Genomic DNA, 26,025 nt, shown 5'->3' on the forward strand with positions numbered 1-26,025 from the left:
TCGTTTTAATGTGAAACACTTCTTGTGAGTTCAATTTGAGATTCCAAAATCTGGATCATCAATCATGGATCAATTTGTTTAAATTTCTTATTATTAAAAAAAACTGCCGAAAAGTCTTACATGAGTCAAATCAGCAAATTAAAGTATTTGAGTGTCGTATTTTTCAGTTTTGTCCTATTGAGCTGCTCAAAACAGATGGATTACGAAGATCTAAGATCGGGTGAGATCCAGTTTGGCTTAGAAAAAAGTATGTTCACAAATCAGTCCGAGGTGGAATTTGATGTGAACACGTCCCTCGCCGGTCACTTTGGCAAAGGCGATATTTCGCTGGCGGTTTATGAATCTGAAGACTGTACGGGTGAATTCGTAGAACAGTCGCAAGATTCTTTTAAACAGATGAGAGCTTCGGCCCTCCAAGATGGGAAAGTTTATTCCTTCCGAATTTTACTTGCGATCGAAAAAAAGAATTACCGATCTCCATGTACACCTTGGGTCGGCGTGGATCAACAGCCTCCCAATCCAGTGACTCCGGTGATGCCTCCCACTGATGGTTTTATTACAGAACGACGGATGACCGCGCGATGGAATCCCACCAATGATAACGGGATTTCTGGTCTCAGCGATAAGCCCTATAGAATTAAGCTGTTCGACCAAAATGGTTGTACGGGGACTGTTTTACGCGTGATCGATACGGACTCTCTTCTTGAGGAGTTTGCTGATCTTTCTCACGGGAACTTTTATTCTTATCAAGTGTTAGCTCTTGACCGAGCCAATAACGAAAGCCCAGTCTCTTGTTCTCCTTCGACAGAAATCGATATTTATGCTCCAGGAATGTCCATGGCAGATGTCGGTGCGGATTCGGGCTTTTCGAACTCGGTGACCGTGGATGTCAGTTTTGTGAACGACTCCTGGGCGGGTTATTGGTGTATTTCGACCGACTCCAATTTTGCTCCAACATCTCCCGCCGACGCGTGTCCAGGTGGGCAGGGGCCGAGCAATGGTTGGCACACCTCTCGACCGTCTTCCTACAATTTGACAGGGGCTGATGGTCTTAAGCAGATTTATTCCTATCTCCTCAATCAAGATGGAGATCCTCGGACCAATAAAGTTCCGATGGTGGCGATCGAATTGGATCGAGTGGCTCCAGCGGCATTTGCTATCACCGGAATTACGGGTGGAACAGATAACGTGCTCGACGCTTATTTAAATGATAACGACGATCCAGTGGTTCATTTTACGGCCTCTGCAGATCTTAAAAATTACACCGTCAGCATTTTAAATCCAGACACGTCGGTGAATTGCCAACGAGTGGTGAATGCGGCAGCGGTGGACGCTCTCCTTGAGAATTGCACTTTGACCAACGGAACGACTTACACCGCACGAGTGCGCGCTGTGGACTACGCCAGTAACGAAACATTAGCGACAGATTTTCCGTTCGTGGTCGACTTAACGCCTCCGGGTCCATTCACGATTTTGGGTGTTCGTAGTAATAATGACGGAAACGTCGATAATTGGGTGTCGGGAAGTCCTGATGTGGTGTGGACCGCGTCTTCCGATGCAGTGGACTATCAAGCCTCTATTCGTACGGCTGCCGGTTCTCTTGCGGTATGCCCTCAACACACGATTCCGAGTGTGAGTTTAAACTTTGATTTTAATAGTTTAGTGTGTGCACCTTGGACGGACGGTGAGAATTACGAAGCCATGTTGAGCTCTCGAGATGATGCCTCCCTATTTACAGCGGCGTCCAATCAACCGTTCGCTTTCCGTGCGGATTTGACTCCTCCGGTATTAGCCATCGACGCTTCGCCTGCGGCGCTAAATAACAACACAACAGCGACATATGATTTTAGCTACTCGGATCCTTTAAGTGGAATTCAGACAGTGGAATGTCGCTGGAATGCAGGCCCTTATGCGGATTGCATTTCTCCCTATATTCAAGCGAGTTTAGCTCAAGGTCACTATGATTTTGACGTCCGAGTTATCGATAATGTGGGTAACACTTCCATCCAGTCTCATAGTTTTGATCTCGATATTACGCCACCAACTGTCACGATCACTTCTGCTCCCGCATCGTATGTGAATGTCTCTACGGCCAACTTTACCTTTACGTCTGTTGATTCCGGCGCTGCCGGCGTCCTGGATATTGAGTGTCGTCTTGACGGTGGAATTTGGATGGTTTGCACTTCGCCTCATAGCGAAATGCTGCTGTCTGAAGGTCCTCACTTATTTGAAGTTCGCTCTCAAGATAATTTGAATCAAATGAGCGCTACGGTGTCGCACACTTGGAGTGTGGACGTGACTCCTCCGGTCATGAGTTTTACTTCAGTCCCTGCGGATTTAATTGGCGTGAATTCATCGAGCCATTCATTTACGGTGAGCGACGCTCTTAGCGGTATTGCTTCCGTGCAATGTCGAATCGACGGAGGGGCTTACAGTGCCTGTACCTCTCCGCGTGCCTACGGATCCTTATCTCATGGCAATCACACGGTGGACGTGCGGGCTGTGGATAATGTCGGAAACATCACTGTTATCACTGACACGTTCGAGGTGGATTTAAATCCTCCTACGGTGACAATTACAAGTGCACCTCCGACCTATACAAATCTGCCTGCAGCTTCATTCTCATTCACAGCGGTCGATTCGGGAAGCGCTGGCGTAGCGTCGATCGAGTGCAGTCTGGACGGCGGTGCATTTGCTCCGTGCACATCTCCGCATGCAGTGGTGATTGTGAGTTTAGGTTCGCATAACATGAGAATTCGCGCGAGTGATAACTTTGGTCGCATGAGCGCCATCGCTCAACACAACTGGAACTATGATACAACTCCTCCGAATTTAACGATCACGTCGAATCCAGGAGCATCAACAACGTCGACCTCCGCAACATTTACATTTAGTTCGTCCGATGCGGAATCGACCATCGTAAGTACGGAATGTCGTTGGAATGGTGGCTCTTGGACACCTTGCTCTTCGGGTGTCAGTCAGTCGAGCCTACCGGTGACCACGAACACATTTGATGTTCGGGTGACGAACGGTATCGGTCTTACTTCGACGGCCTCGCACACCTGGTTGATCTACTATACTTATAGCTGGTATCAGTCCGGTTGGTATGGCTGTACGGCGAGCCCGTACTGGTCTGGATATAGTGCGTGCAGTGCAGCCTGTGGTGGCGGTACACGTTCGCGCACTTGCATGAACGAGTGGGGCACCGAATATCAGACTGTTTATTGTTTAAGAAACGACGGAGCGTCTGTACCTGATGGCTTCTGCGGCGGTGGTAAACCGAGCACGTCTCAAAGTTGCTACGCCACTTGTAGTGGTGGAGCTTGGGACACTTGTAACAACTTCTCGTGTACCATCGGTGGTGGAAGTTGTACTCCCTATGCCTGCGGCGGAAATCCTAACCTCGGCTGTGGCGGAGGCTGGGAAGGCGCGACGTATTGCCCAAGCACTTGGTCCTTCTGGGGATCAGGTACAGGTGGTGGATGCTCATCCGGGTCATTAACCGTAATGTCTTCGGTACCATCGGGAATGACTTCGTTCGAATGCCGAATGAGTCCATAGTTATCAAGAGGGAGCACAAGTAAATGTACTATGCTCCAACCCAGTACTTGAATTCTCCATATTTTCAATTGCGTGTATCAATCTGATACACGCGCCTCCTTCGATCCCAGAGATGGAACAGTAAACCTTTTAAGAATATGTAAAAAAGTCCGATAAGATTACATACTTAAAAGAGGTGTGGCCTTGATGACGAAATCGAAAAATTTAATTTTCTTAATTTTAGTTTTGTCTCCAGGTTTTCTCAGCGCCCAGACGGTTCCTGCGAGTTTTACTTATCAAGGCCAGATCACTAAAAGTGGCGGAGTTCCCCTCGAAGCGAACCCGGTCATGTTCAACGTGCGCGTTTACTCTCCGGTGAATGATTGTTTGCTCTACGAAGAGCAGCACTCCATTAACATGACTGGAAGTGAAGGGATGTTTAGTTTAAGTGTGGGGGCTGGGATTCGGACTGGATCGGACTTTGAGGACAGTTCCTCTTTAATCAGTGTCATGCAAAATGGCGTCAACTTTACGGGAATCACAAATTGTAGTTCGGGCACGAGCTATAACGCATTGGTGGGACATACGCGCAAGGTCCGGATCAGCTATAACGATGGATCGGGCCTAGTAACTTTGGCTCAAGACTTTCACCTTCAGAGTGTGCCCTATGCTTGGTACGCGAATAGTCTTCAAGGATTGACCGCAAATAATTTTGTACAGATTGATCCTGCAAACAATGTGACTCAAGCGAATCTTCAGAATCTTTTAGGTGGATCGAACTACAACACGCTTTACAATTTAGCGAGTGGAACAGCGGTAACTCCGCTGAATATGAACAACCAACAAATCAAAAATATTGCGAATCCGACTTTACCTCAAGATGCGGCGACAAAAAATTACGCCGATACCAAAGTGGCGGGTTCAAATATAGATGTGAGTGGGATCGGTTCGGGAGTGGGTGACGGAAAAGTCCTCTCATGGAATGCGACTCAGAATCGTTGGGAGGCGGTCACTCCTTCGGCGATCACGGATTCGACAAAGTTACCACTGTCAGGTGGCACAATGGCCGGCAATATCAATATGAATGGCAATCAGATCCTCAATGTGGGTCATGTCACTTTACAAAGCTTATCAACCATAACTTTAGGTCGGTATGACAACGCTCAACAAGCGACGCTGGTGGGAAGTTTAAACGCCAGCCACCGCGGAGCGATTTGGTTTAATACCACAAGTGCGAAAGTCATATACTGGGATGGTACTTCCGCCGTGGAATTCGGAACGGGTACAGGAACAGGGGATATCGAAAGTGTCACTGCGGGAGCGGGGCTCTCGGGCGGTGCCACTTCGGGCGCGGCAAGTCTTCAGGTGGCGGTGGACGGAGTTTCCGTAGAAATCAACGGATCTAGCCAAGTCGCTCTTAAAGACGATGGTGTGACTAGTTCAAAGATTGCGGATGATGCCGTAACTAGTAGCCATATCTTCGACGGTACGGTAGCGACAGCGGATCTTGCGGATAGCTCTGTGACAAACAATAAGATTGCCAATATGAGCGTAGCAAAAATCACCAATGGCCCCGTGGAGTACTTCGGCTACATGCCGGGCGCTGTGGAGTGTGCCAATGGTGAAGTTCTCAAATGGGATGCCGTTGCCGATCGTTGGATTTGTGGCGCGGATGTGAATTCTGGTGGTGATATCACTGCGGTCAACACCACGGCACCTCTTGTGGGTGGGGTCGCCAGCGGCGTAGCTAACCTTACGTTAAGCTATGATGCCAACACACTCGCTGTGAATGGTTCTAATGAGCTTCAGGTTAAGGCCGCGGGGATAACCGCTAACGAAATCGCAACGAATGCCGTCACGACCGTTAAGATTTTAGATAACTCAGTCACTGATGCAAAAATTAATAGTGTATCGGTCGGAAAAATTTCAAGTGCCAGTGGGCAATACTTTACTTATCAACCCAATGGCGTTTCTTGCGCGAATGGGCAAGTGCTCAAGTGGAATAACGGCGCGTCTCGCTGGGATTGTGCCAACGACACAGACACGGATACGAATACAGATGCCGTTGCCAGTGTGTATGGTCGAATGGGTGCCGTGGTGGCTCAGGCCGGAGATTACTCCGCCAACCAAATTACGAATGTTCCGGCGGGGTCCATCTCTGCAGTGAATGCACAGGCGGCGATCGATGAGCTCGAGACTGAGAAAGTGGCAAAGAGTGGTGATACGATGACCGGATCGCTCACGCTCAACACGCAAAGCGAAGTGCGATTTGCCGACGCGGACTCTTCGAATTATGTGGCTTTAAGATCGCCTTCGGTGGTGGGATCGAACTTGATCCTCACGCTTCCGGCGGCCGATGGATCTAACGGTCAAGTTTTGGCTACAAATGGCTTAGGCCAATTAGTATGGGTGAGTAGCTCGGGTGGTGATATTACTGGAGTGACAGCAGGCAGTGGCCTTAGTGGCGGTGGATCCAGTGGAGATGTGACAGTGAGTGTAGCCACCGGTGGAATCACATCGACTCATATAAACGACGGTACGGTAGCGACAGCGGATTTGGCAGATAGCTCCGTGACCAGCGCAAAAATCCAAGATGGAGCCATTACCAATAGCGACATTAACGCTTCGGCCGCTATCGCTTGGAGCAAGATTGATAAAACCGGCGCCACAGCGGGAGATATTGGTGGAGTTCCTGCGACACGCAATATTGCGACAAACTCTGGCTCTGGACTGACTGGCGGTGGAGATTTAAGTGCAGATCGCTCTTTGGCGATCAATACCGACAACTCGACTTTGGAAGTCGCGACCAACACTTTGCAAATTAAAGATGCGGGTGTCGGTTCAGCGAAGCTTGCCGACAGTTCTGTCACCAGCGCAAAAATTAATGACGGCACAATTGCGACGGCGGACATTGGTGACTCTCAGGTCACTAGCGCCAAAATATCTTCTTTGAACATTACAAAACTTACCGCAGGGCCGACCGATTACTTTAGCTACATGCCCGCGGGAACCGAGTGTACCAATGGTTACACTTTAATTTGGAATTCTACGGACGATCGTTGGATTTGTGGGGCGCTACCATCAAGTTTATTAGCGTTAGCGGATTCCGACAATGATACTCGCATTCGTGTCGAGGCCGCTGCGGACGAAGATAAAATTCGTTTTGACACCGCGGGAACTGAGCGCATGATCATCGACGAAACCGGTCGCGTCGGTATTGGAACATCAAATCCAACAGCGTCGCTCACGGTAAAACAAGAGGTTCGTCTTATAGGCGCAACTTCGGGACACGTGGGATTAGCTGCAGCGACAAATGCAGGATCAACAACATACACGCTTCCATCGGCCGATGGCTCCACAGGACAAGTATTAAGTACGAATGGATCGGGAACACTGGGTTGGGTGGCCAACTCCGCGGGCTCTGTGACGAGTGTCACTGCGGGCTCCGGATTGAGCGGCGGAACTATTACATCCACAGGAACAATCGCCATTGCGGCAGGTGGTGTAGGAAACTCGGAACTCGCTAACAATGCGGTCACAAACGCAAAAGTGAATGATGTGGCATGGTCAAAAGTGACTGGAGCGCCTACGACTCTCTCTGGATTTAATATTACCGATGGTGTCCGCAATAAAGGGAATACTCCTGCAGTGTCTGCGGGGACAACTGTTCCATCATCTCCTGCCGATGGAGATATTTGGGTGGATACATCCAATGCGAAGATTCAAAGATATAATGGTTCGACTTGGGTGACGGTCGGAACCACGAGTGCGTCTGACTTGGGTAGCGGCACTGTGCCTTTTGGAAGACTTCCTGTGGGCACGGCTGCAAATACTGTTGCCGCGGGTAATGACTCGCGAATTATCGCTGCCGCGAATGCACTTCAAAGAGATGGATCTGTCACAGCTACGGGCGCTTTGAATATGGGAACCAATAAAATTTCGAATTTGGGTGTACCGACGACTGGCACCGATGCGACGACTAAGGACTATGTTGATGCTTCGGGTGGTGGCGGCAGTGGATGGTCCGTAACATGTTCAATGTACTCCAGCATTATGACTTGCATAAGGATTAACGGACAGACTGGTGCGACCGAATGTGCGTATAACACCAATTATGGATATAGCTCGTCTTGGACTCCGTGTGCGAATCCACCGTTTACAGGTGGCGCCGGCGGTGATGAGCTCCCTCGAGGATACTTTGTAAGTACTTATTTCACTTATAATGGAAATCTCGGTGGGTTAGCAGGAGCCAACGCGACTTGCCTTAATGAACTCACGAGTTATCCTTGGAAAGGTAAAGCGGACGCGGATTCTCGAGGCCTTTTAAATTCAACAAAAGTAAAAGCTTTTCTTTGCGACAGTTCTACATGTAATAATGCAGTTTCTTTCACTCGATATACCTTCGCGAGCGTTGGCAGCACTACAATTGGGGGAAGTACATTCACCACGGATATTAATGGTAGTGCTCCTCTCGACTCGTCTTCATGGAGTGGTTCCGGATATTTCAGTAACAGTTTTACGTATTGGAGTGGCCGAGACATGGCATCTACCTCAACAACGGCGTGGGGCACCACAGCATTTTCAAGCACCTGCAGTAACTGGAGCTCGAATTTAGGGACCGTTTACTCGAGTACGGGAAATACTTCGTCGACGAATCAGAATCGATGGATATCTCATAAATACGATAACGGTTATGGTTCGTTTTACTACAGCGGCTCGGGAAATGCGTGTAATACCAGCTATAAACTTATTTGCATAGTGCATCCCTAATTTATGAAGAACTTAATTATTTGCATCGTGATATCCATTGTAACTTCTGCTTTGACAACGGCTTCGCTGTTTTACCTCTCGGATCGGGTATTTTCGATTTCGGTAAATTTTAAGCCTATCCCTCGGGCTAGTGTATCAACGGCGCCAATTGCTGGTCAGCCGTTGAATGTGGATGTTGATCCCTGCCAAGACGACGCTGGGAAATTTTGTAGCGCAAGTAAAAATGAGCCGGGCGGAGTCAATGCGTGTTTGCTCGACTATATTGATCAAGTGCAACCGATGTGTGCGATCAAGCTCAATAACATTCTTAAAAAATGGGATCCTTGTCGCAGTGATATCGACAGATTGTGCTCAGGAGTCAGACCGGGTCGGCTCCGATGGTTGAAATGTTTAGAAGAAAAATTAAGTCAGACAACTCCGCAATGTCATGATCATTTGATGAGTATTAAAGGTAGAAACAAATAATGATGTTTCTGTTCGGACTTGTTTTTATATTTTCTGTAAACGCGGATTGCTCGGCAGACATCAAGATCAAAACAATCCGTGGAAATTCGATGAAAGGGCTTTACGAAAACGGGCAGGATATTTCGGTCGATCAAAATTATTACGGGTGCCATTCGCCACAGATGCATGATGTGGTGCTGGTTCAAAAAAAGGGCTTTAAAGCCCCGATCATCAAAGAGATTTTAGTCACTCCAGGTCAGCGATTTCAGTTGGTTCCTCAAGGTAAGGGGCATGTGATGCTCGTGGACGGTAAGGAGCTTGAGAACTCGATCCATAAAAAATATATCTTCTCTCGTGGAGCTTATAAAATGCTTTCTCTTTACGAAAAAGAGTTTAAAGGCCTGATGCCGAAAGACACTTATTTCATTTTCGGAACAGGACTAGCCGATTCGCGAGACTCAACTCGCTTTGGTCCAGTGCTGCGAAGTGAGATCATCGGAAAGGTGCTCGGATTAAAGAAGTGATCCGATTTGTTTCCAAAAACAGGATCAATTGTCGCGTCTCAAGGCGAGATTTGATTCATCTAATTATGTAAATCAACCGATCGGTAATAATGCCTAAGTCTCAATTTAACTTAATATTTCTCGTTTTTTTGCTCCCTTGGCGCTTTTGCGTTGCACCAAGGGCGTCGAGTATCAAGATTTGAGAACGGGCGATATTCAATTTGGGATGGAAAAAAACATCTATTCTAATCAATCGGAATTTGATTTTTCAGTGACAACCCATTTACCAGGACATTTTGCAAAGCCGGAAGTGACCCTTGCGGTTTATGAGTCAGGGGATTGCTCTGGAGAATATGATGAACAGTCTCAGGTCGGTTTTGAACGGGTGAGAGCCTCTTCCCTCCAAGATGGAAAAGTTTATTCTTTCCGTGTGCTCATTAGCGTTGATAAAAAGAACTATCGTTCGCCCTGTACTCCTTGGGTAGGGATCGATCAGCAAGCTCCCAATCCAGTGACTCCGGTGATGCCTCCTTCCGATGGCTTTACCACTGAATTACGAATGACCGCACGCTGGAATCCTACCGTCGATAACGGTATATCTGGCTTGAATGATAAACCTTATCGCATCAAGCTGTTTGATCAAAACGCCTGCACCGGGACGATTCTTCGCGTGATCGATACAGATTCTCTATTAGAGGAATTCGCTGATCTTAGCCATGGTAATTTTTATTCATATCAGGTACTAGCGCTCGATCGCGCGAACAATGAAAGTCCGGTCTCCTGCTCACCTTCGACAGAGATTGATATATATGCTCCTGGCTTTACGATGAGCGATCCGGGCAGTGACAGTGGTTTTACAAATTCAACAACGGTCGACGTCACATTTGTTAACGACTCTTGGGCGGGTTACTGGTGTATGACCACCGATGCCGCATTTGTACCCACGTCGCCGACGGATGCCTGCCCGGGTGGGCAGGGATCAACGAATGGGTGGCACACCTCTCGACCGACGAGTTATAATCTTGTTGGCGCGGATGGACTCAAGACAATTTATGCTCATCTCTTAAATCAAGACGGGGACCCGCGTACCAATAAAATTCCTTTGGTTGCTATAGAGCTCGATCGTGTAGCACCCGCAGCTTTTGCGATCACAGGAATCACCGGGGGAACGGACACGGTTCTCGATGCTTATCTTAACGACAATGACGATCCGTTGATTCATTTTACAGCGTCTGCCGATCTAAAGAATTATACGGTCAGCATTCTTAACGCCGACACGTCTTTGAATTGTCAAACAATCGTCAATGCCGCAGTAATCAACGCGACGCTTGAGAACTGCACTTTAACTAATGGCACCACCTATACGGCTCGCGTCCGCGCCGCCGATTATGCGGGAAATTCCACGGTCGCCGCCGATTTTCCGTTCGTCGTCGATCTGACTCCTCCAGGACCTTTTACAATTTTAGGCGTAAGAAGTAACAACGACGGCAATGTAGACACGTGGGCCTCCGGAAGCCCAGATGTGGTTTGGACATCTTCGGTGGATGCTGTTGATTACCAATCCTCGGTCAGAAACGCGGGAAGCCAGTTGGGCGTGTGCCCACAACATACAATTCCTAGTGTAAGTTTAAATTACGATTTTAACAGTCTGGTTTGTTCACCTTGGGTGGATGGCGAAAATTACGAAGTGCTTTTGCGCTCTCGCGACGATGCCTCGTTGTACACCACGGCTACCAATCAACCTTTTGCATTTAGAGCGGATCTCACGGCGCCTGCGCTCACGATCGATGTACAGCCCCTAAATTTAAATAACAGCACAACAGCGACTTACGTTTTTACGAACTCCGATAATCTCAGTGGTGTTCAAACGGTGGAATGTCGTTGGAACGGTGGGGCTTACTCTTCTTGCGTGTCGCCTTATAACCAAATGGGCCTTCCTCAAGGAAACTACACCTTCGATGTGAGAGCGATCGACAATGTTGGAAATAGTATTACGCAGAGTCACGCATTCGCTTTAGATATCACTCCACCAACGGTGACAATAACTTCTGGACCGGCTCCCTATGTGAACAGTGCCACGGCCAATTTTACTTTTACGTCTGTGGACTCGGGCGCTGCCGGCGTGCTAGATATCGAATGTCGTCTTGATGGTGGAATTTGGATGGTGTGCACATCTCCGCACACAGAACTTCTATTGCCCGAAGGGCCTCATCTCTTCGAAGTTCGCTCACAAGATAGTTTAAATCAGATGAGCGCGGTCGTTTCTCACTCATGGAGTGTCGACGTAACGTCTCCCGCTTTGTCCTTTACTTCTGTTCCCGCAGATTTAATTGGGGTGAATTCGTCTTCTCATAGTTTTACCGTGAGCGACGCTTTAAGCGGTATTGCATCTGTCCAATGTCGCATCGACGGTGGAGCCTACGGAGCGTGCACGAGTCCGCGGGCCAATGGCTCTTTAGCGCACGGAAACCACACCGTTGATGTTCGTGCGGTCGATAACGTTGGAAATATCGCATTGATCACCGACACCTTCGAAGTGGACTTAAATCCTCCGACGGTCACAATTACAAGTGGGCCTCCAGTGTATACCAATTTACCAGCGGCGGCTTTCACTTTTACCGCGGTCGATTCGGGAAGTTCTGGTGTGGCAATGATCGAATGCAGCTTAGATGGTGGTCCTTTTAACGCTTGCACATCTCCTCACCCTGTCGTTGTGGGAAGTTTAGGGGCGCATAACCTTCGCATCCGCGCCAGTGATAACTTTGGCCATATGAGTGGGATTGTTCAACATAACTGGAGCTATGATACCACGCCTCCGTCCGTCTCAATTACATCTCACCCGGGCGCTTCTTCGACATCCACTTCGGCGACGTTCACTTTTAACGCTTCGGATGCCGAATCCAGTATCGTCAGTCGAGAGTGCCGCTGGAATGGGGGAGCTTGGATGTCCTGTGTTTCGGGAGTCAGTCAATCGGGCTTACCTGTAACCACAAATACATTTGATGTTCGTGTGACAAACGGTATCGGACTTACAGCGACCGCGTCGCACACGTGGTTAATTTTCTACAGTTACTCGTGGCAAACGAGCGGATGGGGATCCTGCAGTGCTAGCCCATCTTGGAGTTACGGAAGTTGGTCTTCGTGTGTAAATACATCCTGCTCGGGTGGGTCGCAGAGTCGATCAGCCACCTGTGTGAATACGTCTGGCTCAGAGTCGCGAAGTGTTTGGTGCCAACGAAGTGATGGTGCAACGGTCGCCGACGGTTTTTGCGGAGGAGGACAGCCTTCATCCACTCAAGCTTGCTCTGCTTCCTGTGGAGGATCACCCACTACGACACAAGCCTGTGTGGGCGGAACTCCTTGTCGGTATAATCTAAGCCACATTACGATGCTCTTTACTGGATTCCTTTCGAACTCCTGCCGTCCTCATGGCTTCGAATTTCTACCGGGTTGTACTGCGAGTGCAGGAAATCCCTATGGTCAGACTTGCGAGACCACTGGAAATCAGTGTTACTACTTTTGGGCTGCAGGTCCAGTTTGGCAGGCGAGCAATCCTACTCTTTGCTCTGTGGGACAGGCTTATCTTGTAAGAAATGAATACACGTGTCAGTTCTGCCCGAGCGGAAACTGGGGGTCGGGAACTTACTCCACCTCGGAGCCGCATGTTGCGGGATCTTACACGAACCTTGGTTGTCAGCCGTAGGAGAGACTGGATCAACTTGATCCAGTCTTTGGTGAGAATAACCGTTTTGACGATCCAAAATCTGGTTCATAACCGTTAAAAATTGCTTAGAATCTTTCCATAAATTCCGATAAGTTAGAATGGTAAAATCCCTATTATTTCTGATTTTTAATTTCGTTACGATATCTTCAGTTTTCGCCCAGGTCCCTGCGAGTTTTGTTTATCAAGGTCAAATCACCAAAAGCGGCGGGGTGCCTCTCGAAGCCAATCCTGTGGTTTTTAACGTACGCGTTTACTCACCGGTCAATGATTGCTTGCTCTATGAAGAGCAACATTCAATCAACATATTGGGGAGCGAAGGTATGTTTAGTTTGAGTGTCGGTGGTGGGAATTCGCACCGGATCCGATTACGAAGACACGTCGTCGTTAGTGACGGTGATGCAGAATGGCTTGAATCTCACTGGAATTACAACTTGTGCCTCCGGAAATAGTTATAGTTCTTTAACCGGACATACTCGAAAAGTGCGCATCAGTTATAATGACGGGTCAGGGTCTGTAACATTAGCCCAGGACTTTCACCTTCAGAGTGTGCCCTATGCGTGGTATGCAAATAGCCTTCAGGGACTAATGCCGAATAATTTTGTGCAAATTGATCCTGCAAACAATATTACTCAGACCAATCTTGCGAATCTTTTAACAGGGACAAACTACAACACGCTTTATAATTTAGCGAGCGGCACACAGGTCAGCCCGTTAACCATGAACAACCAACAAATTAAGAATGTCGCGGATCCGAGTCTGCCGCAAGATGCCGCAACAAAAAATTATGCCGATACAAAGATCGCCGGGGCTAACATCGATGTGTCAGGTGTTGGTGCCGGTGTGGGTAACGGAAGAGTACTTTCGTGGAACGCCACACTGAATCGTTGGGAGGCAACGACACCGTCGGCGATCACCGACGCGACGAAGCTTCCTCTTGCCGGGGGAACAATGGCCGGCAACATCAACATGAATGGAAATCAGCTTTTAAATGCGGGCCATATCACTCTGCAAAACCTATCGACGGTGACTTTGGGGAAATACGATAACACCCAACAAAGCACCCTCGTGGGAACACTCACTCCGTCGAACAAAGGTGCGATGTGGTTTAATAGTCAGACCAACAAAATTATGTATTGGGATGGAGCTGCAGCCGCAGAGGCCGGCTCCGGAAGCGGAACGATCTCGGAAATCGTGACCAATGGAACATCGGCGCTCAGTGGTGGTGGAAATTCGGGGACCATTACACTGTCGGTGAATACCGATGGATCTACGCTGGAAGTGAATGGATCGAATCAGTTGAGAGTTCGCGACGGTGGTGTGACGGACGTTAAAGTGAATTCTGTGGGTGTTCAAAAAATTACAAGTAGTTTGGGTCAATATTTAACCTATCGTCCGAACAACGGGGCTTGCGCCGATGGACAAACATTAAAATGGAACACGCTCACGGGTTGGGAGTGTGCTAACGATAACGATGCGAATACTGATGCGGTTTCAAGCGTGTTTTCGCGCACAGGAGCTATCACCGCGCAAAATGGAGACTATACAGCATCGCAAGTGACAAATACTCCGGCGGGCGCAGTGGCCTCCACAAATGTTCAAGCTGCTGTCAATGAACTGGATTCAGAAAAACTGGGGATGACTGTGTCATCAGGGCCCCCGGTTCCTGAGCCAACGAAGGGAGTTAATGACGTTCCACTAATCTGTACAACTGATGACATGGTCGCCACGCCCGTTGAGAGATTGACGGTAATGTGTGCGGCTTGGAATTGGTTACTCGTATTTCGAAATACAAAAAGAAATTTTGTTTCTGATAGACGAGTTATAAAAAAATTTCCACTATTTGAGGGCGGTGTTAAGGAAGTTGTCACCGGCCAAACTGTAAATCCTGTTGCGGTGCCAGTAAGTACCGTGCTGGTTGTTCCAGCAAAGCTGACGCTGCAAAATACTAATGCATAAACGATGATGGATAGCTGTTGGGTGTACCTCATGCGTACTAATGTCATTCAATAGAATAGTAGCATCGTGGCGGATTTGCTGTCTAGTTTTTGAACAAGGAAGTCGATCCCCCCGTTTGGATCGACACTCGCGAGTCACATTAAAAGCACAAAGCGTTTACTGTACTCTAGAGAGGTCTCCGGTTTAAAAAAAGAGGAGCAGTTTATTTCAACTTCTCAATTTTACAGAATTCGGTAAAAGGTAAGATATGAATCTTGTCGGAAATAGTTCGAAAGGTTGTGCCTTGGTGAACCTGGTAGAATTTGGGTATAGGTGTTCGCTCGCTAAAGTAAGAAATATGTCTTGAAAGATTTTTTTCTCCAGTTTTGCACTCCACAGCAAATAGGGGCTTTTTGTTCTTTAACACAACAAAATCGACCTCTTTGGCTGTGATATCGCGTAAGAATCTGAGTTCCATCCGATCTCCCTGGGTGTCTTCGTGATAGTGACAAAATTTAAGAAGGTGGCTTGCCACTAAGTTTTCCCAGCGTGACCCAGGGGAGTCAAGTTCACTCCAGTCCCAAAGATAAATCTTCTGCTCTTTTTTTACAGCTTTGATTCGTGGAGCTCCATAAGGAGCGATTCGGTAACAGTAATAAACGTTTTCTAGAATTGAAATCCATTTTTCGACAGTTTTAAAGTCGACTTCTAGGTCTTCTGCTAAGTTCTTTCGTGAGAGAGGGGAGCCCACTCTGTCTGGAAGAGCTTCCATTAAAATCTCTATGTTTGATATTTCTTTGACGTTCTCGAGATCGCGAATGTCAGAATAAACGATCCGTTCCCGCCTTTGCCTATGCCATCTCTTAAGTTGTTGGGCTGAGGCATTGATATAAGGTTCTGGAAACCCTCCAAACTCTAAAAGTCTTTGGAGAATCCTGTGTTCGCAAGATTTAGAAACTTCGCAAAGTGTAAATGGGTGCATTCGATAGTAATGATATCGTCCAAGTAAAGAATCCCCGCCTTTTCTGTAGTAATCGAGGCGAGCGGATCCAGTAACCAGGAATTGGTGAGTATTTTTCAACTTATCGAAGAAGCCTTTGACGAGAGATCGCCATTTTACAAATTTGTGAATCTCGTCGAGGATTATAAGCTTTTGTTTGGCATCGAATATTCCAGCTTTTATTTTTTTTCGATCCTCTAGGTCATCCCAGTTTAAGTAACTCGTGTGACCATCTTTATAACTTGGAATAAGTGACTGAGCGAAAAAGGTTTTCCCTACCTGCCGTGGTCCTCCTAAAAAGACCATTTTCCGGGTAAGATCAGTCTCAACGTTCTTCATGAGGTATCTGTGTAAAGTAGACATAGTTCCACTTTACATTTAAGTAAAGTAGAGTCAAGTCTACTTTACTTGGTTTTGGCTTAAAGGTATATTGATCGAGAATTCCTGATCCATTCGACAAACTCAAGCCAGTTTTTAAATGGGATGATTGCTGGACAAAAATCTCAATTGGGGTCGCGTCAAATTGGATAAGGACTCGCGACTCTACCTTGGCTTAGTATAAAACCAATTCGCGGGGTCAAATCAGCGCTCCAAAAATTGGTTCAGCAAGGTCAATGCCAATGCCAACTGAATCCTTATTTTTCCAACAAATGAGCCGATAAGGAACTATGGCCAAGGGTTCCCTTGTGATTATTATCTTAAATTTAATGATGATTTCCTCGAGCTTTGCTCAGGTTCCTGCGAGTTTTGTGTATCAAGGGCAGATCACTAAAGCAGGAGGAGTACCTCTTGAAGCGAACCCGGTCATTTTTAATGTTCGCATTTACTCTCCGGTGAATGATTGTTTGCTTTACGAAGAGCAACATTCGGTAAATATGTTAGGGAGCGAAGGTACGTTTAATCTGAGTATCGGTGGAGGAATTCGCTCCGGCACTGATTACGAAGACACCTCGTCTCTTGTGAATGTGATGCAAAATGGATTGAACTTCACAGGGATTACGAGTTGTGCGTCCGGTACAAGTTATAATTCAATCACTGGTCACACCCGCAAAGTTCGGGTGAGTTACAACGATGGCTCGGGTCTTGTGACTTTGGCTCAAGACTTTCACCTTCAGAGTGTTCCTTACGCGTGGTATGCGAATAGTCTCCAAGGGATGACCGCCAGCAATTTTGTGCAAATCGATCCCGCAAACAACATGACTCAATCTAACTTACAAAATCTTTTCGCCGGAACGAATTACAATACGCTTTTGAATTTAGCGAGTGGCACTCCTGTCTCTCCTCTCTCCATGAATAATCAGCAGATCAAAAACGTGGCGAATCCGACATTACCTCAGGATGCAGCGACAAAAAACTATGCAGATACACGGATTGCTGGGGCTAACATTGACGTGTCTGGAGTGGGTGCGGGCGTGGGTAACGGGCGAGTGCTTTCGTGGAATGCGACACTCAACCGTTGGGAAGCGACGACTCCTTCCGCGATTACTGATTCTACAAAGTTACCATTGGCGGGTGGAACGATGGCCGGCACTATCAACATGAATGGGAATCAGATTTTAAACGCCGGGCACGTGACTCTGCAGAATCTATCGACGGTGACGCTGGGTAAGTATGATAATGCTCAACAGGTCACTCTCGTGGGAACGCTCACTCCTTCCAATAAAGGGGCCATGTGGTTCAATAGCCAAACCAATAAGATCATGTATTGGGATGGAACGACCGCAACCGAAGCGGGCTCCGGAAGTGGAACGATTGCAGAGATCGTGACCAACGGGACGTCAGCTCTTTCAGGAGGAGCCGCCTCCGGTACAATCACTCTTTCCGTGAACACGGATGGAAGCACGATCGAGGTCAATGGTTCCAACCAACTTCGAATTCGCGACGGCGGAGTGACAGATGTAAAGGTGAACTCGGTGGGAGTTCAAAAAATAATGAGCAGTTTAGGTCAATACTTAACTTATCGCCCCAACAATGGGGCTTGTGCGGATGGACAGACTTTAAAGTGGAATACGTTAACCGGTTGGGAGTGCGGCAACGATAATGACGCGAACACGGATGCGGTGTCGAGCGTGTTTTCAAGAACAGGTGCTATCACTGCCCAGGCCGGTGACTATACGGCTTTACAAATTACCAATACTCCAGCAGGTGCTGTGGCCGCAATCAACGTACAAGCGGCAATCAACGAACTCGATACAGAGAAAGTCGCAAAATCTGGCGACTCAATCACTGGCGCTCTGATTTTAAATAACACTTTGACCGCCAACGGGGCGGTGACAGCGACCTCATCTGTGACACTCAATGCTCAGAACGAAATCCGATTTGCAGATACCGACTCTTCGAATTATGTAGCACTTCGTGCACCAGGGACTGTAGGGGCAAATGTCGTTTGGACTTTACCTTCCGCAGACGGAGCGTCGGGATCTGTATTATCCACCAATGGTGCGGGCGTATTGAGCTGGGTGAGCGGCAATTCCGGAGACATTACTGGGGTCACGGCGGGGAGCGGTCTCGCCGGTGGGGGGTCGAGTGGGGATGTGACATTAAGCGTGGCGACAGGTGGAATCACAAGCACGCATATTAGTGACGGTACTCTAGCGACGGTGGACCTTGCCGATGGAGCGATTACCACTGTAAAGCTGGGTGATGCTCAAGTGACAAATTCTAAAATTGACTCGGTGATGGTGGGTAAAGTGTCGAGCGGAGCCTCAGAGTACTTTAAGTATAAGCCAAACAATGTCAATTGCGCCAACGGCGAAGTTTTAAAGTGGAATAACACTCTTGAGCAGTGGGAGTGCGGAACGGATAACAATTCAAACGCTGTGACCTCTGTTTTTTCGCGCACAGGTGCAGTGGTTTCTCAGAATGGGGATTACACGGCATCGCAAATCACCAACACGGCTGCGGGCAACATGGGCGCCGCCACGACTCAAGCTGCAATCAATGAACTTGATGCCGAAAAGGTCGCAAAGTCGGGCGATACGATGACCGGGGCATTGACTTTCAATGCGCAAAACGAAATTCGTTATGCAGATAGCGACTCTTCGAATTACGTCGCGATACGTGCGCCGTCGGTGCTGGGATCTAATATTACATGGACTCTGCCAACGACCAATGGAACGGGGAACCAAGTTCTTCGAAACGACGGGACCGGAATTCTTTCTTGGGTCGACGCCGCGACGAGCACGGCTGATATTGAAGGCATCACAACAAGTACGACATCGGGATTGAGTGGAGGCGTTACTTCGGGCACCGCCAATCTTCAAGTTGTGGTCGATGATTCCACGATCGAGATCAATAGCGGTAACAACCAACTCCGTGTCAAAGATGCGGGAATCGCCGCCGCTAAAATCGCAAACGACGCAGTGATAACAACAAAAATTCTCAATGCGAACGTCACTAATGCAAAACTTGCTAGTGACTCAGTAACAACAGATAAAATTTTGGACGGTACTATAGCGACAGCGGACATTGGCAATAATCAAGTAACGAATGCGAAAATCGATAGTGTGAACATCAGCAAAGTGGTCTCAGGAGTTGATTACTTTACGTATGCTCCTGGCGGCTCCGCGTGTACAAACGGATTTACCTTAGTGTGGAACAACACTTTAAATCGTTGATTGTGCGGAGCCATGCCGACGAACTTCGTCATGCTCTCAGACACAGACGCCGATACTCGAATTTACCTCGAAAAAAACACCGATGAAGATCGCATCCGTTTTGACACGGCAGGCACGGAGCGCATGGTGATCGATAACTCTGGAAATGTAGGAATAGGAACTTCGTCGCCAGCTCAAAAACTATCTGTGGTCGGAATGATTGAATCCACGTTGGGAGGGGTTCGTTTTCCTGATGGGTCAACTCAAACAACCGCCTTCACCGGTTCGTCAAACAACTTAACAACTATAACGTCAAATACCAACGCTACTGTAAATTCAGCGTATCTTGTGAGTAGTGGCTCGCAGGTCGCCGTAACGCTTCCGGCGAGCTGCTCAGTGGGGCAAACTGTAAAGTTGATCGGCTTTGGGGCTGGTGGCTGGAGGTTGATTGCCAATACGGGCCAGTCGTTTCATGATTCGTTGGGCGGTCAAAGCCAGACTGCCGCGAGCATATATTCAGTAGGGACACGAGATACTATGGAAGTGACGTGCGTTCAGGCAAATACCGCATGGATGGTAACATCTGAGACGAACCGCCACAGCAGCCTTCCTACTGTTGGTGTCAATGGTGCAAGCTATAGCGGGGGTCGTGTCGTACTGAATGGGTATGGTGTCCTCTACTATATAAATACAACTGCTGCTTTCCAAGATTTTACATTTAACGTACCTCCAGGAGTTTCTTCTCTTGATGTTACAGTCTTAGGGGGTGGCGGTGCTAACACGAGTGGAGGCAGCGGTGGCGGTCCTGGAGGCGGTGGTGCGCGTTCCGTTATAACGGTAGGTGCCGCAAGTTACAGTTTACGCGTTGGAGGTGGAATGAATACCCACTGGGATTCGAGTACGCATGGTTCAACTGGTAACTCTACTTCAACCCCCTCATTAACTTGGTTCGGAAACTCAACATTACTTTATGCTACCGGCGGAGGCGGTTCTGGAGGGGCCCCTGGCCAAGGCTACAACGGTAACGTACACAACTCGCGAGAGGATCCTCTAGTTCCACGGGAGTAGCCGTCATCACTTCTACGGGCGCATCGTATGCGACGATACTCGGCGTCGATACCACTTTTGAGGGCGATGCTGGAGGTAGAGGGCAAGGTCTGAACGGATTCACAGGAGAAGCGCCAACATCTGGAATTGGTCTAGGAGGCGGAGGTGGAGGTCAAAATGCATCTAATTACGGAGGATCTTCAAGTGCTGGGGTTGGAGGCAGGTATGGTTATAGCGGTGGAATTCAAGGTCAGAATGGTGCCGGCCCTTCACCGGGCACGCAAGGAACCGGTTCAACAGGGAGTTACCGCAACGGTGGTGGTGGTGGATCGTTTGGGGCCGGAGGTGGTGATGATGGTTCAGGAGGTTCAGTCATTGGAGATGGCGGCGGCGGCGGCGGCGGCGCAATTTTAATACGTTGGGACACAACAATGGGCGCGTTCGTTAGTGGACGTCCAGGATTCCCATAGTTATCCAATGATTCTGTCGGACGGGGCGCCCGTCCTTTTTTCTGCTCCACCTCTTGGTTCAGATTCTTTAAGGTTTTCTCACAATCCTTCCATAAACTCCGATAAGTGAGCATGATCAAATGTTTGGTGGGCGTTATCTTCAGCCTTGTACTGTCGACTTGGAGCTATGCTCAAGTGCCCGCAAGCTTTGTGTATCAGGGGCAGATCACGAAGGGTAATGGTGATCCGCTCGAGGCCAATCCTGTCGTGTTTAACGTTCGCATTTATTCTCCGGTGAATGACTGTTTGCTTTACGAAGAGCAGCACTCGGTCAACATGTTGGGGAGCGAAGGTATGTTTAGCTTGAGTATCGGCGGAGGAACCTAGGGAATTCGCTCGGGCACTGATTACGAAGACACCTCGTCTCTTGTGAATGTGATGCAAAATGGATTGAACTTCACAGGGATTACGAGTTGTGCGTCCGGTACAAGTTATAATTCAATCACTGGTCACACCCGCAAAGTTCGGGTGAGTTACAACGATGGCTCGGGTCTTGTGACTTTGGCTCAAGACTTTCACCTTCAGAGTGTTCCTTACGCGTGGTATGCGAATAGTCTCCAAGGGATGACCGCCAGCAATTTTGTGCAAATCGATCCCGCAAACAACATGACTCAATCTAACTTACAAAATCTTTTCGCCGGAACGAATTACAATACGCTTTTGAATTTAGCGAGTGGCACTCCTGTCTCTCCTCTCTCCATGAATAATCAGCAGATCAAAAACGTGGCGAATCCGACATTACCTCAGGATGCAGCGACAAAAAACTATGCAGATACACGGATTGCTGGGGCTAACATTGACGTGTCTGGAGTGGGTGCGGGCGTGGGTAACGGGCGAGTGCTTTCGTGGAATGCGACACTCAACCGTTGGGAAGCAACGACCCCGAGTGCCATCACAGATACGACAAAGCTTCCCCTTGCAGGTGGGACAATGAGCGGTAATATCAACATGAACGGGAATCAAATATTAAACACCGGCCATGTGACAATGCAAAACCTATCAACGGTGACTCTTGGAAAGTACGACAACACTCAACAAGCGACTCTAGTCGGAACATTGACAGCGTCCAACAAGGGAGCCATGTGGTTTAATAGTCAGACGAACAAGATCATGTACTGGGACGGGTCTGTAGCTGCGGAAGCCGGCTCGGGAAGCGGAACAATCTCTGAAATCGTAACCAACGGAACTTCCGCACTTTCTGGTGGAGGAACTTCTGGCACGATTACCTTAAATGTGAATACTGATGGATCAACACTTGAAGTGAACGGATCGAATCAACTTAGAGTCCGCGATGGCGGGGTCACAGATGCAAAAGTGAATTCCGTGGGAGTTCAAAAAATCATGAGCAGCTTAGGTCAGTATCTAACTTATCGCCCGAATAATGGCGCGTGCGCGGATGGCCAAACCCTTAAGTGGAACACGTTGACGGGTTGGGAGTGTGGCAACGATAATGACGCAAACACTGACGCGGTTGCCAGTGTGTTTTCGCGCACGGGTGCAGTCGTTGCGCAAGCCGGTGACTATACCGCCTCGCAAATTACAAATTCGGCTTCTGGAAATATCGCTGCTGCTACGGTACAAGCTGCAATCAGCGAACTCGATACAGAAAAGTTAGCTAAGTCCGGCGATACAATGTCTGGCGCCTTAGTATTGACTAATACGCTAACTCTGAACGGAGCTGCGACGGCAACGTCTTCGGTGACTTTAAACGCCCAAAACGAGATGCGATTTGCGGATATCGATTCTTCAAACTATGTCGCGCTCAGAGCTCCTGGAACAGTCGGAGCGAATGTGACATGGACTTTACCGGCAACAGACGGAGCTTCCGGCTCAATGTTGTCCACCAATGGCACGGGAGTTCTCAGTTGGGTGAGTGGGAATTCAGGAGATATTACGGGTGTCACGGCGGGAAGTGGACTTTCTGGCGGTGGTGCAGGGGGTGATGTGACTTTAAGTGTGGCCACAGGTGGAGTTACCTCGACTCATATAAATGACGGTACAATAGCGACGGTAGATATGGCTGATTCCTCGGTCACCACAGTAAAAATTGGTGATAACCAAGTGACTGACGTAAAGATTGATACGGTCAGCGTGGGTAAGGTGTCTAGTGCCTCGTCTCAATACTTTAAATATAAACCAAATAATGTAAATTGCGCGAACGGCGAGGTTTTAAAGTGGAACAACACTCTGGAACAGTGGGAGTGCGGTGTTGATAACAACACCAATGCCGTTACTTCGGTCTTCACGCGTACGGGTGCAGTGCTTGCTCAAAACGGCGATTACACAGCATCGCAAATTACAAACGCGGCAAGTGGAAGTGTATCGGCGGTGACAGCTCAAGCGGCAATTAACGAGCTCGACACAGAAAAAGTAGCAAAGTCTGGCGATACGATGAATGGGCCTTTAACTCTCAACGCCCAAACAGAAGTGCGGTACGCGGATAGCGATTCATCAAATTATGTGTCGATTCGTGCACCGTCTGTTGTTGGCTCAAATATCACTTGGACGCTTCCTGCGACCAACGGTACAGGCAACCAGGTATTAAGAAACGATGGCACAGGAGTATTATCCTGGGTAGATGCAGCGACAAGCACTGCGGATATTGAGGGCATTACTACAAGTGCGACATCTGGACTCAGCGGCGGGGTCACAGCTGGAACAGCAAACCTGCAAGTCGTCGTCGATGATGCCACAATCGAAATCAATAGCGCCAATAACCAGCTCCGTATTAAAGATGCAGGCGTCGTTGCTGTAAAAATCGCAAATGATGCGGTAACTACGGCTAAAATTCTAAATGCCAACGTGACTAATGCCAAGCTCGCTAGCGATGCAGTGACCTCTGATAAGATAATGGACGGTACAATAGCGACGGCGGACATTGGTAACACTCAAGTAACCAACGCTAAGATTGATACAGTAAATATCAGCAAGGTTGTATCGGGTGTCGATTATTTTACTTACGCACCAGGCGGTTCGGCGTGTACCAATGGATTCACGCTAGTGTGGAACAACTCTCTTAACCGGTGGCTTTGTGGAGCGATGCCGACGAACTTCGTCATGCTCACTGACACTGATGCAGATACGAGAATTTACCTCGAAAAAAATACCGACGAAGATCGCATTCGTTTTGATACGGCTGGTTCTGAGCGCATGATTGTCGATAACGTGGGTAATGTAGGTATCGCTACTAGCTCACCCTCCGCCCGGTTAGACGTCAACGGTGCCGTCGGAGTAAATTCGTTATTTGAAGGGATCTCGAATTATGTGAATAGTTCAAGCGCCTATACGATTCCAGACACTTCATTAAACTTACGTCGGATCAATCTAACTGCTGACGCAACAATCACATTACCCGCGTTTGTGGCTCCTGCTGCGAAAGTTTACTCTATGACTTTATTTCTAAGACAAGATGCGACCGGCTCTCGAACTGTGACGATAGTGGGAAATGGTTCAGACACTATTAAATGGGATTCCGGTACGGCCCCAGCTATAGCGACGGCAGCCAATAAAGTTTCTGTCATTCAATTGATGAAACCTTCAGATGAAACAAATTGGTATGGGTCTTTAGTTTGGAGTGAAACTCCAGCGGGACCGACCTGTGCTTCCGGAAGCACTACAATAAATTATTCTGGTGGCATAGTGAACTTTACGGTGCCCGCAGGTTGCTCTTCGTTGACTATTGAAGCTTGGGGTGCGAGGGGCGGTAGTGGGAACGGTTTTCAGAGTGGTCTAGGTGCATATATCAAAGGGACCATTTCAACTTCCGGTGGAACAGTCTACAAAGTTCTTGTCGGTCAAAAGGGTGGCGACGGTAGTATAGCGGGCGGAGGCGCTGGGGGAACTTTTGTAACGACCACTAGCAACGCTCCGGTGATGATCGCGGGTGGTGGTGGCGGTGCCTATCCAACGACTGGTCAAAGTGGAGTGACAACAACGTCGGGTGGTTCGTCAAACTTCTCGGGAGGATCATCCGGGAATGGGGGCTCCGCAGGCACTGGTGGAACGAGCGGCGCTGGCCTGTTAACAAACGGCACAGTAGGTACCGCCGGTGCGAGCGCTCCTTTAGCATTCGTGAACGGCGGGACGGCAGGCGGAGCTTGCTCTCCAGGAAACGCAGGAGTTGGTGGGTTTGGCGGTGGCTCTGGAGCTGAATGGTGTGTCTGTGGTGCTCCAGGAGCGGGCGGCGGGTATTCAGGAGGTGGTGCTAGTAGTGCTGGCTGCGGAGGTTCGACGTCCGGCGCTGGCGGTGGTTCTTTTAATTCTGGGAGCAACCAAACGAATACTTCTGGTGTCGATGCCGGGGCTTCTGGAAATGGGAAAGTTATCTTCACTTATGGGCCGTGATCGAAATGAAAAAAGTAGTTTTAATGGTAAAAGGGCGGTTTAATCTTGAGTATCATTAAGTCAATAATTCTGATTGGAATATTTTTCTCTCTATCTTCCGAGGCCTGGGTCGGAACACGGATTCGAAAAAGCAAAGTTTCTATTCCAATCCCTCCACCGACTTCTGTAAATTGTGTCGGTGCGCAAGCTTCAACTGCGAACTCTTGCACATTTTCGGCTTCCGGCACGTATACGGTGACAATCACGGGAAGTGTTGCATTGACTGTTCGCTCATGGGGCGCGGGAGGTGGAAGTAACCGCGATGCAGGCTCAGGGGGTGGAGGAGGATTTGCGCAAGCTATCATAGCAACAACTTCTGGATCGTACACGATTTATGTCGGAGGGGCCGGCGGCGGGAATAATAATCTCAACGGCGGAGCAGGTGGCTCGCCGGGTAATGGTGGTAATGGTGGGACTTCTTCGAGTTACGGCGGTGGCGGCGGCGGCGGATTCTCCGGTATTTTTTTAAATTCGACCCCTATATTAATTGCGGGTGGAGGTGGTGGTGGGGGGGGACGATTCGTCCGCAGAGGCCGGTGGGGGAGTTTCGGGTAATTCAGCTTGTGGATCTGGA

The 26,025-nt window shown here is 48.5% G+C and carries 12 protein-coding genes and 1 pseudogene; 12 read left to right on the forward strand and 1 reads right to left on the reverse strand.

All coding sequences use genetic code 11. The features are described 5' to 3' along the window. The first annotated feature begins 120 nt into the window (after positions 1-120). The 6 genes from K2Q26_08160 (at position 121) to K2Q26_08185 (ending at position 14,937) form a co-directional block, all read left to right on the forward strand. Complete coding sequence (locus K2Q26_08160; GenBank protein ID MBY0315478.1) at positions 121-3,561, forward strand: hypothetical protein; 3,441 nt, start codon at positions 121-123, stop codon at positions 3,559-3,561. A gap of 186 nt (positions 3,562-3,747) precedes the next feature. Continuing rightward, complete coding sequence (locus tag K2Q26_08165) at positions 3,748-8,310, forward strand: hypothetical protein (protein ID MBY0315479.1); 4,563 nt, start codon at positions 3,748-3,750, stop codon at positions 8,308-8,310. Positions 8,311-8,313: 3 nt separating this feature from the next. Continuing rightward, a complete protein-coding gene (locus K2Q26_08170) occupies positions 8,314-8,775 on the forward strand; it encodes a hypothetical protein (GenBank protein ID MBY0315480.1) in 462 nt (153 codons plus the stop codon). Then, complete coding sequence (gene lepB / locus K2Q26_08175; GenBank protein ID MBY0315481.1) at positions 8,775-9,278, forward strand: signal peptidase I; 504 nt, start codon at positions 8,775-8,777, stop codon at positions 9,276-9,278. Before K2Q26_08170 ends, lepB begins: the two co-directional genes overlap by 1 nt. 205 nt (positions 9,279-9,483) lie before the next feature. After that, the gene (locus K2Q26_08180) at positions 9,484-12,960 is read left to right on the forward strand and encodes a hypothetical protein (protein MBY0315482.1); all 3,477 of its coding nucleotides are present in this window, start codon (positions 9,484-9,486) and stop codon (positions 12,958-12,960) included. Between the two features lie 354 nt (positions 12,961-13,314). Beyond that, positions 13,315-14,937, forward strand: a complete 1,623-nt coding sequence (locus K2Q26_08185; protein MBY0315483.1) for a hypothetical protein — start codon at positions 13,315-13,317, stop codon at positions 14,935-14,937. A gap of 202 nt (positions 14,938-15,139) precedes the next feature. Here the strand turns inward: K2Q26_08185 and K2Q26_08190 are convergent, their stop codons facing one another. Continuing rightward, positions 15,140-16,279 (reverse strand): ATP-binding protein, encoded by a 1,140-nt coding sequence (locus K2Q26_08190; protein MBY0315484.1) that lies wholly within the window; start codon positions 16,277-16,279, stop codon positions 15,140-15,142. 305 nt (positions 16,280-16,584) lie between these two features. On the opposite strand from K2Q26_08190, the gene K2Q26_08195 reads away from it, so the two are divergent. From K2Q26_08195 to K2Q26_08220, 6 genes and pseudogenes are all read left to right on the forward strand, one after another. After that, a complete protein-coding gene (locus K2Q26_08195) occupies positions 16,585-19,533 on the forward strand; it encodes a hypothetical protein (GenBank protein ID MBY0315485.1) in 2,949 nt (982 codons plus the stop codon). A gap of 12 nt (positions 19,534-19,545) precedes the next feature. Continuing rightward, complete coding sequence (locus K2Q26_08200) at positions 19,546-20,580, forward strand: hypothetical protein (protein ID MBY0315486.1); 1,035 nt, start codon at positions 19,546-19,548, stop codon at positions 20,578-20,580. Between the two features lie 156 nt (positions 20,581-20,736). Further along, on the forward strand, positions 20,737-20,973 hold the full coding sequence (locus K2Q26_08205; protein ID MBY0315487.1) for a hypothetical protein: 237 nt from the start codon (positions 20,737-20,739) through the stop codon (positions 20,971-20,973). A 167-nt stretch (positions 20,974-21,140) separates the two neighbouring features. Then, entirely contained in the window at positions 21,141-21,395 is a 255-nt protein-coding gene (locus tag K2Q26_08210; protein MBY0315488.1) for a hypothetical protein, read from the forward strand. A 51-nt stretch (positions 21,396-21,446) separates the two neighbouring features. After that, entirely contained in the window at positions 21,447-25,412 is a 3,966-nt protein-coding gene (locus tag K2Q26_08215) for a hypothetical protein (GenBank protein MBY0315489.1), read from the forward strand. A 234-nt stretch (positions 25,413-25,646) separates the two neighbouring features. Further along, positions 25,647-25,865: pseudogene (locus K2Q26_08220) on the forward strand (hypothetical protein). Positions 25,866-26,025: the final 160 nt, after the last annotated feature.

The organism is Bdellovibrionales bacterium (assembly GCA_019750295.1).
In the GTDB taxonomy this organism is placed as follows: Bacteria; Bdellovibrionota; Bdellovibrionia; order Bdellovibrionales; family JAGQZY01; genus JAIEOS01.